Annotated in this window: 16 protein-coding genes; 2 read left to right on the forward strand and 14 right to left on the reverse strand. The window is 72.2% G+C overall.

Translation table 11 applies throughout. The features are described 5' to 3' along the window. Positions 1-32: 32 nt before the first annotated feature. The 12 genes from ABZX11_RS07840 to ABZX11_RS07895 all read right to left on the reverse strand — a co-directional run bounded on the left by ABZX11_RS07840 (position 33) and on the right by ABZX11_RS07895 (position 11,627). On the reverse strand, positions 33-1,055 hold the full coding sequence (locus tag ABZX11_RS07840; protein ID WP_354910849.1) for a lysophospholipid acyltransferase family protein: 1,023 nt from the start codon (positions 1,053-1,055) through the stop codon (positions 33-35). Then, entirely contained in the window at positions 1,052-2,095 is a 1,044-nt protein-coding gene (locus ABZX11_RS07845) for an NAD-dependent epimerase/dehydratase family protein (protein ID WP_176173437.1), read from the reverse strand. Before ABZX11_RS07845 ends, ABZX11_RS07840 begins: the two co-directional genes overlap by 4 nt. A gap of 257 nt (positions 2,096-2,352) precedes the next feature. Continuing rightward, entirely contained in the window at positions 2,353-2,454 is a 102-nt protein-coding gene (locus ABZX11_RS07850; protein ID WP_007030867.1) for an AURKAIP1/COX24 domain-containing protein, read from the reverse strand. Positions 2,455-2,609: 155 nt separating this feature from the next. Then, positions 2,610-2,825, reverse strand: a complete 216-nt coding sequence (locus tag ABZX11_RS07855; protein ID WP_013222402.1) for a helix-turn-helix domain-containing protein — start codon at positions 2,823-2,825, stop codon at positions 2,610-2,612. Between the two features lie 238 nt (positions 2,826-3,063). Next, positions 3,064-3,873 (reverse strand): pyrroline-5-carboxylate reductase, encoded by an 810-nt coding sequence (gene proC, locus ABZX11_RS07860; protein ID WP_176173438.1) that lies wholly within the window; start codon positions 3,871-3,873, stop codon positions 3,064-3,066. A gap of 24 nt (positions 3,874-3,897) precedes the next feature. Beyond that, on the reverse strand, positions 3,898-4,716 hold the full coding sequence (locus tag ABZX11_RS07865) for a thioesterase family protein (protein WP_176177994.1): 819 nt from the start codon (positions 4,714-4,716) through the stop codon (positions 3,898-3,900). A 130-nt stretch (positions 4,717-4,846) separates the two neighbouring features. Then, on the reverse strand, positions 4,847-5,659 hold the full coding sequence (locus tag ABZX11_RS07870) for a sugar phosphate isomerase/epimerase family protein (protein WP_354910853.1): 813 nt from the start codon (positions 5,657-5,659) through the stop codon (positions 4,847-4,849). Positions 5,660-5,721: 62 nt separating this feature from the next. Further along, on the reverse strand, positions 5,722-7,428 hold the full coding sequence (locus ABZX11_RS07875) for a hypothetical protein (RefSeq protein ID WP_354910856.1): 1,707 nt from the start codon (positions 7,426-7,428) through the stop codon (positions 5,722-5,724). Positions 7,429-7,591: 163 nt separating this feature from the next. Then, complete coding sequence (locus tag ABZX11_RS07880) at positions 7,592-8,575, reverse strand: Ppx/GppA phosphatase family protein (RefSeq protein WP_354910859.1); 984 nt, start codon at positions 8,573-8,575, stop codon at positions 7,592-7,594. A 112-nt stretch (positions 8,576-8,687) separates the two neighbouring features. After that, positions 8,688-9,377: a response regulator transcription factor gene (locus ABZX11_RS07885; protein WP_086680214.1), complete on the reverse strand. Its 690-nt coding sequence runs from the start codon at positions 9,375-9,377 to the stop codon at positions 8,688-8,690. Then, positions 9,374-10,615, reverse strand: a complete 1,242-nt coding sequence (locus ABZX11_RS07890) for an ATP-binding protein (protein ID WP_176173441.1) — start codon at positions 10,613-10,615, stop codon at positions 9,374-9,376. Before ABZX11_RS07890 ends, ABZX11_RS07885 begins: the two co-directional genes overlap by 4 nt. Before the next feature lie 145 nt (positions 10,616-10,760). Continuing rightward, complete coding sequence (locus tag ABZX11_RS07895; protein ID WP_354910862.1) at positions 10,761-11,627, reverse strand: oxidoreductase; 867 nt, start codon at positions 11,625-11,627, stop codon at positions 10,761-10,763. Between the two features lie 67 nt (positions 11,628-11,694). On the opposite strand from ABZX11_RS07895, the gene ABZX11_RS07900 reads away from it, so the two are divergent. Then, complete coding sequence (locus ABZX11_RS07900) at positions 11,695-12,333, forward strand: DNA-binding response regulator (protein ID WP_176173443.1); 639 nt, start codon at positions 11,695-11,697, stop codon at positions 12,331-12,333. Further along, complete coding sequence (locus ABZX11_RS07905) at positions 12,330-13,202, forward strand: hypothetical protein (protein ID WP_354910864.1); 873 nt, start codon at positions 12,330-12,332, stop codon at positions 13,200-13,202. The genes ABZX11_RS07900 and ABZX11_RS07905 overlap by 4 nt, the downstream gene beginning before the upstream one ends. Position 13,203: 1 nt before the next feature. Here the strand turns inward: ABZX11_RS07905 and ABZX11_RS07910 are convergent, their stop codons facing one another. Then, positions 13,204-13,953, reverse strand: a complete 750-nt coding sequence (locus ABZX11_RS07910; protein ID WP_176173445.1) for a phosphoglyceromutase — start codon at positions 13,951-13,953, stop codon at positions 13,204-13,206. A gap of 433 nt (positions 13,954-14,386) precedes the next feature. After that, the gene (locus ABZX11_RS07915) at positions 14,387-15,259 is read right to left on the reverse strand and encodes a DUF4349 domain-containing protein (protein ID WP_354910866.1); all 873 of its coding nucleotides are present in this window, start codon (positions 15,257-15,259) and stop codon (positions 14,387-14,389) included. Between the last annotated feature and the right edge of the window lie 47 nt (positions 15,260-15,306).

Raw genomic sequence — 15,306 nt, forward strand, 5'->3', positions numbered from 1 at the left:
GGGTACGCGAGTCGACCGCCCAGGCGCGCGACTCAGCCGCGGAAAACCGACTTCCGCTGCGAAAGCCGCTGGTACAGCGTCTGCTGGATCGACTCGCGCACCTGGTCCGTCACCTGGAACACCAGCATCGGGTCGTCCACCGCGTCCGGGCCGAACGAGTCCGTCGCGATCGGCGTTCCGAACTCGATGCTCCACTTCGTCGGGAGCGGGACCGCGCCGAGCAGGCCCATCATCGGGAAGAACGGCGTCACCGGGAAGTACGGCAGGCCGAGCATCCGCGCCAGCACCTTGATGTCGCCCAGCTTCGGGTAGATCTCCTCCGCGCCGATCACCGACACCGGGATGATCGGCACACCCGCCTTCAACGCCGCCGACACGAAGCCGCCGCGGCCGAAGCGCTGGAGCTTGTACCTGGACGCGAACGGCTTGCCCACCCCCTTGAAGCCCTCCGGCCACACCCCGACCAGCTCGCCCTTGCGCAGCAGGCGCTCGGCGTCCGCGTGGCAGGCCAGCGTCTGGCCGGACTTGCGGGCGAACGAGCCCACCAGCGGCACCTGGAACACCAGGTCCGCCCCGAGCCCGCGCAGGTGACGGCCGCCGGTTTCGTCGTGGACCGCCACCGCCGTCATCAGGGAATCCAGCGGGATCGTGCCCGAGTGGTTCGACACCAGCAGCGCGCCGCCGGTCGCCGGGAGGTTCTCGACGCCGTACGTGTCGACGCGGAACCACTTCTTGTACAGCGCGCGCAGCGGCGGGAGGAACAGCGCCTCCGTCAGCTCGGGGTCGAAGCCGAACTCGTCGACCGTGTAGTCGCCCGTCAGCCGGCCGCGGATGAAGCCGAGCGCCGAGCGCGCGGCGGCCGAGAGCGGCTCGTCCGGCGCCGGCCGGTCGACGCCGCCGGGGAAGGCGACGACCGGTGCCTCCTGCTGCTCGCGGACGTCCTCCACCTCCGGCTTCTCCCGGCCCGGTCCGTGCAGGGGGATGACCTGCGCCTCGGCACCGCCCACCGTTCCCGCCTCGCTTCCGCCGTCGTCCAAGTCGAAGTACCTGGTCATCGGCTCTGCCCGGTAGCCGCGGCCACCAGCACCCGGCCGGCCAGCCCGGCCAGCTTGCCGCCGTCGAGCACCGGGCGGAGCCCGCGTCCGACGATGTAGTCGTCGAACGCCTCACGCGTCGTCCACCGCGGGGTGTACCCGAACTCCTGCTTCAGCTTGGTGATGTCGACGACCCGGCCGAAGTTCAGCAACCGGACCTGGTCGGCGGAGAAGTCCACGACGCGGGCGCCGCGCAACACCTTGCCGACCGACGGCACCACGCTCCGCGGCATCGGCAGCTCGACCCGGCCGGCTCGCCGGATCGCCTGCGAAAGGGTGAGTACCCCCTCGGCGCCGACGTTGAACACGCCGGGCTTGTCGTGCAGCGCCGCCCGCTCCAGCACGGACAGCGCGTCCGCGGAGTGCAGCAGCTGGATGCGGGCGTCGTAACCGAAGACCGTCGGCACCACCGGCAGCGCGAAGTAGCGCGCCAGGACGGTGTCGGTCTCGGGGCCGATGATGTTGGCGAAGCGGAACAGCGTCGTGGTGATGTCCGGGCGGCGGCGCACCAGGCCGCGCACGTACCCCTCCATCTCGACGGCGTCCTTCGCGTACCCGCTGGTCGACGTCGGGATGAGCTCGGAGTCCTCGGTGAACACCGCCTGCGAGCGGGCGCCGGCGCCGTAGACCGCCGCCGTCGACTTGACCACCAGCTTCCGGACCAGCGGCGAGCGCTGGCACGCGGCGAGCAGCCGCATGGTGCCGATGACGTTGACTTCCTTGATCGCCGTGCGGCGGCCCGGCCCGGCCGGGTGCGCGGTGACGGACGCGTGCACCACCGTGTCGACCTTGGCCGTGCTGATCACCTTGGCGATCAACGGGTTCCTGATGTCCGCGCGGACGAACTCCGCGTGCCCCATGCGCTGCAGGACGGTCTTTTCCGGCGGGACCGTGTCGACACCGATGACCCGTTCGAAGTCGGGGTTGTTGCCCAGCCGGGCGAGCAGTTTCCCGCCCAGTTCCCCGGCGACCCCGGTGACGAGCACGATGTTCGACGGCATGCGACTCCCTGCGGCGTAGGGCAAGTGGGGGGGTGGACGGTCACCCGAGGCGCGCGAACCAGCACTCACTGGAAGCATCGCGCGGACGCCCTTGAGATGTTACCGCTCATCAGTGGTAGCTCCGGGCCGTCTTACGTGCTATTAACCGCCACCCCCGGGGAAAGCGACGAACGCCTCACTCGAACGGGGGGAAACCGCCCACAACATGGACGTGGCCCGTCCAGAGACTGGACGGGCCACGGTCACGCTCAGCAGGCTTACTTGCCGGCCTTACGACGCTGGACGCGCGTACGGCGAAGCAGCTTGCGGTGCTTCTTCTTCGACATGCGCTTACGGCGCTTCTTGATCACAGAGCCCATGGGCGCTCCTTAGTTAGACGTCGGTCACGCTGCCCGGCGCAGCGTCCAACGGGTGGAGCGCACAGGCACGAGCGGTTTTCCAGGTTACCCGTCACGGTTCGCGGGCCGGTCAGCGGGCACGTCGTAGCACGGCGTGCCGCTGGCCGGGGCGTGGATCAGCCCACGTCGTAATACGCGCCCTGGAGGTACTCGTGCACTGCTTTCTCCGGCACCCGGAAGGACTTCCCGACCCTGACGGCGGGCAGCTCACCCGAGTGCACGAGACGGTAGACGGTCATCTTGGAGACCCGCATCAGCGTGGCCACCTCGGCAACCGTCAGGAACTGGACCTGCCCGACGGCGGGCAAATCCTCCTTCTTGTTCGGCGACATGTTTACCGCGTCCTTCGACACGTGTCGCGCCACGAGGCTTCCCCACCTGTGGTATCGACACGCACGTGCTCTATCGAGAGTAGCGGGACTGGTGGGACTAATGCGACGCCTGTCACCGAGATGGGCCCCTACCAGGGCTAACGCACAAGCACCCGCGCGTGCAAGACCCGGGCGATCGCCCATTACGGCGAAAACGGGCGCGCCGGAGCCCCGCGGGCGTTCCGGTTCGACGAGGCGGTCAGTTCTCGTGGGCCTTGCCGAGCTCCACCGACCGGTCCTTCGCCGCCTCGATGGCGGCCAGCAGCGCCGCCCGCACCCCGTGCTTCTCCAGCTCCCGGATCGCGTTGATCGTCGTCCCGGCCGGGGACGTCACCGCCTCGCGCAGCAGGACCGGGTGCTCGTCGGACTCCGCGAGCATCTTCGCCGCCCCCACCGCCGACTGGATGATCAGCTGCCCGGCCAGCGCGCGCGGCAGGCCCAGCAGGATCCCCGCGTCGATCATGGCTTCGACCAGGTAGAAGAAGTACGCCGGCCCGGATCCGGACAGCGCCGTGACGGCGTCCTGCTGGGCCTCCGGCACCTCGACGACCTGCCCGACGTGCGCAAGCAGGTCCCGCACGACGGCGAGGTGCTCGGCGGTCGCGTACCGGCCGGCCGAGATGGCGCTCATCGCCTCGTTGACCAGCATCGGCGTGTTCGGCATCACCCGCACCACCGGCACGCCCTCGGCCAGCCGCCGCTCGTACAGCGAGGTGGGCAGCCCGGCGCACAGCGAAACCACGAGGGACGACGGCCCGAGCAGCGGCGCGAGCTCGTCGAGGACGGGGTCGATGTCCTGCGGCTTGACCGCGACGACCAGGATGTCGGCCCGCTTGGCCGCCTCCTCGACCTCCACGCCGCGGATGCCGTAGGTGCTGGTCAGCTCCTCGACGCGCGCCGGGTAGCGCTCGGTGAAGAGGAGGTCGCCGGCGTCGTGGCCGCCGTGCAGCAGCCCCGAAAGCAACGCCTCGCCGATCTTGCCCGCACCCAGCACCGCGATGACCGTCATGGGAGCAAGCGTGCCAAACGCGGCTCAGCCGCCCGGGGCCGGGGCCAGGCCCAGCTGGCGGGCCTGGCACACCAGCCTGCCCAGTGCGTCGACCACGGTCGCGTCCGAGTCGAACCAGGACTCGTGCACCGACCGGGACTCGACCACCACCCGCAGCCAGCCCGGGGCCGGGCGCGTCCGCAGCAACGCCGTCAGCTGGACCGTCGGCGCCCAGCCGATGCGGCCCAGGTTCATCACCACCGGCGGGTTCACGTCCGACGCCAGCAGCGAGAAGTACGGGTCGACCAGGCTGTGCCGCGGCCGGACCCACAGCCGCATCCGGGGCGGCTCGCCCGTCCGGCCGGCCAGGTACCCCGCCGTCGCCGGGTCGAGGCGGACCTCGCAGCCCTTGGCCAGGTTGAAGGGGCCCTCGGTGCTCTCGGCCATCGCCAGCGCGCCGGGCGGCGGCTCGGCGGGCATCGACGGCACGTCGGTCCACTCCGGGCGGCGCATCGGCAGCCGGCCCGTCGTCACCCGCGCCTCGACGCAGCTGCGCCCGCGCTGCTCCAGCCGGACCTCGACCACCGTCGCGCGGCGGCCGACCTTGCGGACGTCCGTGCGCAGCAGCACCGGGCCGAGCGCGGGCGCGTGCAGGAACTCGGCGCTGACGACCAGCGGCTCCGCGTGCGGCTCACCGCGCTCGTGCAGGGCCGCGATGGCCGCACGGGCCAGCAGGGCGAGCAGGAAACCCCCGTGCGGGTGCGAGCCGATGGCCCATTCCGCACGCAGCACCGCGGTGAAGGTGCCGTCCCCCAGCGACCGCGCCGCACTCGCCGTGTCGAAGGACACGGCGGTGCCGTCCATTCCGCTCACGAACGGTCCGCGCCATTTCGGGAATCCGGGTAAGTGCCGAGCAACGAGAGCGACGGGTTCACGGTCCGAACTTTACGGGTTCAACCGGCGGAAATGCACTCGGGCGTGGATAAGCGGCGCGTTATTGGCCGAGGTGGAACCGCGCGAACAACAACGCCTCGGCCAGGTCCCGGACCCGCTGGGCCGCGGTGACGGCGTGCCGGGTGTTGATCTCCAGCACGATCTGACCCGCGAAACCGTTGCTGACCAGCTTCTCGAGCAGTTCGGCGCAGGGCTGGCCGCCGCGGCCGGGTACCAGGTGTTCGTCCTTCGGGACGCCGGTGCCGTCGGCCAGATGGACGTGCGTGAGGCCGTCGCCCATCCGCTGCGCGAGGGCCAGCGCGTCCATCTCGGCTGCCGCTGTGTGGGACAGGTCGAGCGTGTAGTGCCGGAACCCGACGTCCGTCGGATCGATCGACGGCCGGAACGCGGAGACGCGCGAATTCTTCGATCCACCCGGTGGCCGGACCTTGAACATGTTTTCGACGGCGATTTCCACGCCGCTCGACTCCTCCAGTTCGGCGACCAGATCACCGAACGCGTCGCCGTACCGGCGCTGCCAGCGGAACGGCGGGTGAACCACCACGGTGCGCGCGCCGAGCTCGAGGGCGGCGTCGACCGACATCCGCAGCCGCACCGCCGGGTCCGGCGACCAGATCCGCTGGGTGATCAGCAGCGACGGCGAGTGCACCGACAGCACGGGCACGCCGGTGCGCCGCGACCACCGCCGCAGCGCCGTGACGTCCTGGCTGACCGGGTCGGCCCAGACCATCACCTCGACGCCGTCGTAGCCGAGCTCGGCGGCCAGCTCGAACGCCGTCCCCGCCTTGAGGGGCCACACCGACGCCGTGCTGAGTCCGACGGGGACCGGCTGCTCGTCTGTCACGGGCGCCATCCTGCCTCGTCACGACACGTGCACGACGACGCCGGGCCGCCAACGCGACGCGGATCACGGGGTCAGCGGCCGACCAGCAGCAACGCAGCCGGTGACACCGTCACCACCAGGCCCACCAGCACCGCCAGGACGGTGGTCTGCAGGTCTTCGGCGCGGCGGATCTTCCGCACGATCCAGACCAGCGCGACCACCACCAGCAGCGCGGCGATCAGCGCGGCGGCCGGGATGTTCACCCACAGCCAGTTGAAGCCGAGCCAGACGGCGGCGCCGCCGACCACGCCCATCGCCAGCTGGCCGGCCAGGGCCAGCCACTGCTTGCCGGGCGAGGCCGCGGGCTCCGGCGCCGCGACGGGCTCCGGTGCGTCGTCGTACTCGTCGTCTTCGTAGCCTTCGCCCTGCTCGTAGCTGTAGTCGTCGTGCTCGAAGTCCGGGCCGTCCGCGGGGTAGTCGTCGGCGAACTCGCGTTCGTAGGGCGCGAGGTCGTCCGGGATCGGCGCCCGCGAGGCCCGGTCACCGGGCGCGAACGGCATCGGCGGCGGGTAGGCGCCGGTCGGCGGGCCGGCGTCGTAGGCGGACTGGTAGCCGCTGCTCTCCGGGGCGAAACCGTCGGGCTCGAAGTCGTCCTCGGGGTAGCCGTCGTCCGGGGCGTCGGTGGGCACCGCCGGCATCACGCCGATCTCGGTGTCCTCCATCTGCTCCTTCTGCCGCCGCTTGCGCCAGTTCGCCAGGCCGGCGGGCGAAGACGGCTCCGGCGGCGGTTCGGGCTTCTTGCCCTTCGGCGGCACCGGCGGGGCGGGCGGCTCGTCGTCGGGGACCGCCGAGAACTGCTCGGTGTAGTCCTCGCGCTTCGGCTCCGGACGGCGGGCCGGTGCCCGGCGCGGCCTGCCGGGCGCCGCGGGCGGCGTCGCGAACGTGCCGCTGGCCATCGGGGGGCCCGGCGGGACGTCGATGTCGGCGTCCGGGGTGCCGTTGAGGCCGTCGAGCCGGGCCGAGAGCGGGCCACCGGGCGGCGGGGGCACCGGCAGCTGCTGCGACGGCTGGGGCGGCGGCACCGGCAGCTGCTGCGACGGCTGCGACGGCTGCGGCGGGCCGGGACGGCGCCGGACCGGCGGGACCGCACGGGTCTCCTCGGCCGACGCCGGGGGTGCCGGCAGCTGCTGCGACGGCTGCGGGGGCTTGGGCAGCTGCTGCGAGGGCTGCGGTGGCGGCACGGGCAGCTGCTGGGACGGCTGCGGCGGCGGAGGCTGGCGCCGCGGCGCGGCGCGCGGCGGCACCGGCAGCTGCGCGGACTCCTGCGGACGCGCGAACTGGCCCGACTCCTGCGGCGGCCGGGCGAACTGGCCGGACTCCTGCGGGGCCGGGCGGGTGTACTGGCCGGACTCGGCGCCGCCGGGGGCGGGCCGCGCCGGGGGCGGCGGCACCGGCCGGGGCAGCGGCTGGGAATCCTGCGGCACCGCGCGGGGCGCGGGCGGTGGCGGGGACGACGGCTCGGCGCGACGGCGGCCTGCCGGTCGCGCGGGCGGAGCCGGCGGGGGCGTCGTGCCCTCGGCGGCCACCCGGTCGATGATCGCCTGCGGGCCGGTGTCGCTCACCCCGGGCCGCCGGTGCGAGCCGGTCGCGCCGGGCGGGGTTTCGGGGGTGCCCGGTTCGTCGTCGTCATCCGCGGCGCGCCGACGGCGACGGCGTCCGCCGTCGACCTGGGCACCGTGCTGGGCGAGCAGCTCAGCCACGGTCTTCTGCGGCTGGTCGCCTCCGGTCTGGTCCGTCATACCTGGTGATCCCCTGCGCGCACCGTGTTGCCACTTGTGGCACCTCGAGGAGCGGTACCCGACGGCACACCGGCGGCGCCACGCGCGCTGTACACCGACCTCTGCATGTCCGTCACCTCTCCACCGTGCCCGTTATCCGTCCGGGAAGTCCAGCCGCGTGCTTTCACCGGTCCTCCTGTGCGCCGAAGCGCCCCGCGAGGGCGGCTCCAGTCTCATCCGCGCCGTTCGAATGGTCCAGCCGCCGCAGGATGACACCCTCTCGCAGAGCCCACGGGCAGATCTCGAGTTCCGGCACACCGAGCGCCCGCATCGTGGCCTGCGCGACGATCGCACCCGCCACGAGCTGGTGCGATCGGCTCGAGCTGACGCCCTCGAGCTGCGCCAGATCGGCCGACGGCATCCGCGAAATGAAGGCCAGGAGCTGGCGCAACGCGGTGTCCGAAAGCGTACGTCGGACGCGCGGGCCCGCGGCCGAGGGGGCGGCGCCGGTCAGCCGGGCGAGCGAGCGGAACGTCTTCGACGTCGCCACGACCCGATCGGGTTCACCCCATTTGGTGACCTTCCGCGCGAGGTCGGTGAGCTGGTCGTCCAGCCACGCCGACGTGGCGACGAGCTCCGACCGCGTCGGCGGGTCGTGCTTGAAGCGGGTCCGCGTGGTGCGGCCGGCGCCCAGGGGCAGCGATTCGGCCAGCACCGGCTCCTCGTCCCGGCCCATCGCGATTTCGAGGGAGCCGCCGCCGATGTCGAGCACCAGCAGCTGCCCGGCCGACCAGCCGTACCAGCGGCGGACGGCGAGGAAGGTGTGCCGGGCTTCGTCGACCCCGGAGAGGACCTGCAGGTCGACGCCGGTCTTGTCGGCCACGCGGGCCAGCACCTTGGCGGAGTTCTTCGCTTCGCGGACCGCGGAGGTGGCGAAGGCCATCAGCTCTTCGCAGCCGAGCCGCGCGGCGGCGTCCTTGGCGGATTCGACCGCGGTCACCAGCTCGTCGGCGCCGGCCTTGGAGAGCTCGCCGCCGGGGGTGATCTGCTCGGCCAGCCGCAGCACCGACTTCTCGGAATGCATCGGTGTCGGGTGGGCGCCACGGTGGGCGTCGACCACGAGCAGGTGGACGGTGTTGGAACCGACGTCGAGTACCCCTAGGCGCACGGGGGTCCAGGGTACCGGCCGCAGCGGCAGGTCTCGAACATGTAACCGAAAACACTCGGTGCGGCTTCGCCCCGGCGCGCCTCCGCCGGGGCGTTACCGCACCAAAAAGGACTTACGTCTCGAACTTGTAGCCCAAGCCGCGCACGGTGACGAGGTGCCGCGGCGAGCCCGGGTCCGGTTCGATCTTCGAGCGCAGCCGCTTCACGTGGACGTCGAGCGTCTTCGTGTCGCCCACGTAGTCCGCGCCCCACACCCGGTCGATCAGCTGGCCGCGGGTCAGCACCCGGCCGACGTTGCGCAGCAGGTACTCGAGCAGGTCGAACTCCTTGAGCGGCAGCGACACCTCGGCGCCGTCCACGGTCACCACGTGCCGCTCGACGTCCATCCGGACCGGGCCGGCCGACAGGACCAGCGGGGCCAGCTCGCCGTCCGTGCCCGGCTCGCCGCCGCGGCGCAGCACCGCGCGGACGCGCGCGATCAGCTCACGCGCCGAGTACGGCTTCGTCACGTAGTCGTCCGCGCCCAGCTCCAGGCCCACGACCTTGTCGATCTCGCTGTCGCGGGCGGTCACCATGATGACCGGCACGGCCGAGCGCTGGCGCAGCTGCTTGCAGACGTCCGTCCCGCTCATCCCGGGCAGCATCAGGTCGAGCAGCACGATGTCGGCGCCGTTGCGGTCGAACTCCTCCAGCGCGGCCTGGCCGGTGCCGGCCACGGCCGCGGTGAACCCTTCCTTGCGCAGCAGGAAGGCGAGGGGGTCGGCGAACGACTCCTCGTCCTCGACGATGAGAACCCTGGTCACAGGTTTCCTCCATGATCTGGGCTGTCCTGCCCGGTAACCACGAGCCTCGGGGTGCGCTCGGGGGTCTTCTCCTGCCGCGGTGCCGGCGAGGTCTTGCCACCCCGCGCCGGCTCGGTGGCCGGTTCGGGGCGGACGTGCGCGGGGATGCGCAGGGTGAACGTCGAACCGGTGCCCGGACGGCTCCACAGCCCGACCGAGCCGCCGTGGTTGGCCGCCACGTGCTTGACGATCGCCAGGCCGAGTCCGGTGCCGCCGGTGGCGCGCGAGCGGGCCTTGTCGGCGCGGTAGAAGCGCTCGAAGACCCGCTGCTGCTCCTCTTCGGCGATGCCGATGCCGCGGTCGGTGACGGCGATTTCGACCATCCCGTCCGCGAGCCGCCTGCTGATCGACACCGGGCTGCCGGCGGGCGAGTACGCGACGGCGTTCTCCAGCAGGTTCGACAGCGCGGTGACCAGCAGCGTCCGGTCGCCCTCGATGAGCAGGTCGCTGGGGCTGTCGGTGGTGATCCGGATGTCGGCCGACTCGGCCGAGAGCGTCGTCCGGCCGAGTGCCTCGCGGACGACGGCGTCGACCTCGACGACGTTGAGGTCCGGCAGCCGCTCGGCGCCCTGCAGGCGGGACAGCGCGATCAGCTCGGTGACGAGCTGGCCCAGGCGCGTGGACTCGCGCAGGATCTTGCCGCCGAAGCGGCGGACCTCCTCGACGTCCTCGGCGGCGTCGAGCACGGCCTCGGTGAGCAGCGCGATCGCGCCCACCGGCGTCTTGAGCTCGTGGCTGACGTTGGCGACGAAGTCGCGGCGCACGGCCTCCAGCCGGATGGCCTCGGAGTGGTCGACGGCCTCGACGACGGTGAAGCCGTCGCCGAGCGGCCGGACCTGGCCGAGCACCGCCTCCGGCTGGCGGCCGCGCGCTTCGAGCGGCGAGAGGTCGATCTCCAGCGGTTCGTCGGTCTCGACGACCTGCTCGGCGGCCTTGCGGGCCCGCGGGTCGGCCCGGTTGACCTTCACCAGGCCCAGCTCGTAGGCCCGCGGGTTGTGCAGCACCATGTCGCCGAACCGGTTGAGCACGACGACGCCGTTGTTCGAGGAGCGGACCAGCCGTTCGAGGAGCTCGGCGACGGTCGGGCCCGGCGGCCGGGCCTCCTCCCGGCGGGTGCGCGCCCGCGCCAGCAGGTAGCCGACCACCGCACCGGCCACGAGAGCGCCGATGGCCAGAGCGAGTGAAACAGGCGTGGTCACAGGCCGATCGTAAGCTGAGAAGTGGGCTTCCGGCCTAGCGTTGTCCGCCTTGTCGTGAGCACCGCGACACCTGCGGAGGACATGTTCGCCGGGGCTTCAGGCGGCGTTCACCCGATCGATTCCCCGGCGAGACATTCCGGCGAAATCACCCGAGCGCCGCCAGGTCCTCTTCGGTCAGCTCCAGCGCCGCCGCGGCGACGTTCTGCTCGAGGTGCCCGACGTCGCCGGTGCCCGGGATGGCGAGCACGTGCGGGCCCTGGTGCAGCGTCCACGCGAGCCGCACCTGCGCCGGGGTGGCGTCGTGCCGCCGGGCGACCTCGGCGACCCGCGCGTCCTCGCCGGTACCGCTCGCGACGGCGAAGAACGGCACGAAGGCGATCCCGCGCTCGGCGCACATCCGGACGAGTTCGTCGTCCTCGCGGCGGGCGGTGAGGCCGTACTGGTTCTGGACGCAGACGACCGGCGCGATCCCGAGCGCCTCGGTGAGGTGTTCCGGGCCGACGTTGGAAATGCCGAGCTCGCGGATGAGACCTTCCTCGCGCAGTTCGGCGAGCACGCCGAAGCCGTCGGCGAGCGAGCCTTCCCCGCGGTCGAGGCTCTGGCCGATCCGGTAGTTGACGACGTCGAGGTGGTCCAGGCCCAGCTCGCGCAGGTTCTCCTCGACCTGGGCGCGCAGCTGCTCGGGCCGGGCGGTGTAGAAGTTGCCCGCGAAGTCGCGGCCGGGGCCGATCTTGGTGGTGATCACCAGGTCGTCGTACGGCGCCAGCGCGGTGTTGAGCAGCTCGTTGGCCGAGCGCGGCCCGGCGAAGTAGAACGCGGCCGTGTCGAAGTGGTTCACGCCCAGTTCGACGGCCCGGCGCAGCACCGCGATCGACGTCTCGCGGGCGCGGATCCCACCGTCCGAACTGGACATCAGGCGCATCGCGCCGAAGCCGAGCCGGTTGACTTCGAAGGAGCCGAGCTGCCAGGTGCCCGCCGCGGCGGCGGGAGTGGTGGTGGTGTTCGTGGTCATGGCTCCAGCCTTCCGGCGGCGCCCGGTTGACCACCGGTTTTGGCATCTTGCTGCCACACTGGAATGCGTGGAGAAGGTGACTGACGTCGTCATGGTGCGCGGCGAGGCGGAGCTGTTCGAGCGGACGGGGCACCTGTTCGAGGCCGCCACGGAGATCTCGTGCGCGGCGCGCGACCTGCACACGTGGTCGGTGGCGCACCCGAACGTGCCCGAGCGCGAGCACTCGGTGCGCGGGATGACCGTGCGCAAGGTGTACCAGCCCGGCGTGCTGCTCGACGCCGCACTGGCGGAGCACCTGCGGACCATGGCCGGGAACGGCGCCCGGATCCGGATCACCGAGCGCGAGATCAACGAGACGATCATCCTCGACCGCCGGATCGCGATCGTGGCAGGCGACCAGGTCGGCGGCGTGCGCGGCTACACCGTGCTCAGCAGCCCGGCCCTGGTGCAGGGCATCCAGTCGCTGTTCGAGGCGGCCTGGCACGGCGCGATCGAGCTGGAGTCCTACCAGGCGAGGTTCACCGAGCTGGGCGCACGGGAGATCCTGGAGCAGCTGGCCTCGGGCTGCAAGGACGAGACGGCGGCCCGAGTGCTCGGGGTCAGCCTGCGCACCTACCGGCGGCGGGTGGCGGAGCTGATGGAACTGCTCGGCGCGTCCTCCCGCTTCCAGGCCGGGGCCCGGGCCCGCGAGGCCGGCCTGCTGTGAGGCGGGCGCTGCCGGCGCTGGCCCTGCTGGTGTCCGCGTGCACGGTCCCCGGCACGGCCGTGCCGGTCGGCGGCAACCTCGCACTGGTCGACGCGCAGCGGACGGGCGCGGCCCTCGACGCGGTGAAGGCGGCGGCGGAGGCGGTGTTCAGCTACGACTCCGGCAGCCCCGGCGCCTTCGACCAAGCCGTCGCGGAGAACGTCACCGGGGCGGCGAAGGCCCAGCTCACCGCGTTGTTCGAGCAGATCAGGACGAACCCGCAGCCGGTGCACCTGGTCACCCGGGTGCGGGAGGCGGCCGCGCTCGAGTTCACCGGCGACCGGGTCCGGGAGCTGGCCGTGCTCCAGCAGGAGAGCGGCACCTCGAAGGGGCTGGCCACGGTCGCCTTCACCGCGGTGCGGGACGGCGGGCGCTGGCGGCTCTCCGACATCGCGCTGAACCCGGCCCAGCCGGCACCGCCACCGCAGCCGGACGACGGCAGCGCGGGCGGGCTGCGCGATGCGGCGCTGGCCGGCGCCCGCACGGCGGCGGGCGCGCTGTTCACCACCGACAGCGCCGACCCGGAGGGCAGCTACGCGCGTGCCCAGGCCGTCACGGCCGGGCCGCTCGCGGACGAGTACCGCGCGAAGAAGGCGTCCTACGTCGAGGCCATCCGCGCCAGCGCCACGAAGGTGGCGCTGGGCCCGGACCCGATGGCCGGGGTCGTCGCGCTCACCGGCGGCCGGGCGGTCGTGCTGTTCTTCACGACGCTGCAGGTCACCGACGCGGCCGGCCGGGTGACCAGCCGCCCCTTCACGACCGAACTCGACGTCGTCCGCGAAGGGGCGGGCTGGAAGGCGACCGGCGTGCGGCCGGTCACCACGGCCTAGCTCAGCGGCCCTGGTTCGCCACCGCGGCGGCGGCTTCCCTTGCGGCCTCGGGGTCGAGGTACTCGCCGCCCGGCTTGACCGGCTGCAGGTCCTCGGTGAGGTCGTAGCGCAGCGGGATGCCGGTCGGGATGTTCAGGCCCGCGATGTCGGCGTCGGAGATGCCGTCGAGGTGCTTGACCAGCGCGCGCAGCGAGTTGCCGTGCGCGGCGACCAGCACGGTCTTGCCCGCGCGCAGGTCCGGCACGATCTCGGACTCCCAGTACGGCAGCAGCCGCTCGACGACGTCCTTCAGGCACTCGGTCAGCGGCGCGGAGTCGCCGAGGTTCGCGTAGCGGGGGTCGCCCGCCTGGCTCCACTCGTCGTCCGGGTCGATCGGCGGCGGCGGGGTGTCGTACGAGCGGCGCCAGAGCATGAACTGCTCCTCGCCGAACTCGTCGAGCGTCTGCTTCTTGTTCTTGCCCTGCAGCGCGCCGTAGTGGCGCTCGTTGAGGCGCCAGTCGCGCTTGACCGGGATCCAGTGCCGGTCGGCGGCGTCCAGCGCGATGTTCGCGGTGGAGATCGCGCGGCGCAGCAGCGAGGTGTGCACCACGTCCGGCAGCAGGCCGGCGTCGGCCAGCAGCTGACCGCCCTGGCGGGCTTCGCCCTCGCCCTGCTCCGACAGCGGTACGTCCACCCAGCCGGTGAACAGGTTTTCCGCGTTCCACGTGCTCTGCCCGTGCCGCAGCAGCACCAACGTCCCAATCTCGGCCATGTCCCACAGCCTGCCAGAACGCACCACCGAGCCGACTGGTGACCTCCGCCGCAGCGACCGTCCTACCCAGAGTGTGTTACTCCGGAGTAACAGCTCACCCTTCGACAAATCCGCTCGCCAACAACGCGCAAAAATTCCGCAGGAGACTGCACACCGTTATCGACATTTCGAAAGTTCACTCGAACGGGCTAACCAGTAGCCTTGTGATTACCCGGCGGGATCTGACAGGTTGACTACGTCCCGAGCGGCTGGATTCCACGCACTCCCCGGCCGGATTCGGGCACTGACCGCGGCTCGTCTCCCCCCTGCCGAGCCGCGGCCCGCCGGCCCCGTTGGCACCCCCCTCGTCACCGGGTCCTTGATCGGCGGGAACTTCAGCGGGGCGGCTCGAGATCGCGACTCCCCCTCCCTCGAGCCGTCCCGCCTGTTCCGCTCAGCTCTCGCTCGGCTCGGGCACCGCTGCCGGCACCGGACGGCGTCGGCGGTACAGCCGCCAGCCGAGCCACCCCAGCGGCACGAGGAACAGCAGGAACGGCGCCAGCGCACCCAGCACGGTCAGCAGGCCGCCGCCGAAGACGAGGAACGCGTGCCAGCCGCCGGCCAGCCCACCGAGGAACCCGCTGTGGTCCTCCGGCGGCGGCGGCGGGGCGGCGACGCTGCGGATGGTCATCGCCACGGTCGCCATCGCGACGCTGCCGGCCAGGGAGTTCCGCTGCTGTTCGAGTGATTCCAGCGTCGCCTCGCGGCTCGTCAGCTCGCTTTCCACCGACGCGATCTCGGACACCGAAGTCGCCTTCGCCAGCAGCGCGCGGATGCGCTCCACCGAGGCGCGCTGGGTCGCCAGCCGCGCTTCGACGTCGACGACCTGCTCGGTGACGTCCTGGGTGTTCAGCTCCCGCTTCACCAGGCTGGTGCCCAGGTGCGACAGCTGGTCGAGGGCGCCGTCGAGCTTGTCGGCCGGCACGGCGAGGTTGAGCGTCGCCAGGTCGTCACCGGTGCTCTCCTGGCCGGTGTAGCCGCCGGCGCCCTGCGCGATCCCGCGGGCCTGCGCGACGACGTCGACCACCTTGGTCGCGGTCAGTTCCAGCCGGGCGCTGCGCGAAAGCTTGCGATCGGTGGCACCCGGCTGCGGTGGGGTCACCTTCTCCGGTCCGGCCTTGCCGCTGCCCTGCTGCGGCGCGACCGGGACCGGCCCGGAACCGGCACTGTCCGCCGTGGACGCTGACGTCCCCTGCCCCGCCGAGCACCCCGCCAGCACGAACACCACGCCCACCGCGGCGAGCCCGGCTCTCCATCGAGTCCGCATCCTGCGTCTCCCTCCAGTTTCGGCTGGCGGGGAGACGGATGTCCGGT

The organism is Amycolatopsis sp. NPDC004169 (genome assembly GCF_040610315.1).
GTDB lineage: Bacteria > Actinomycetota > Actinomycetes > Mycobacteriales > Pseudonocardiaceae > Amycolatopsis.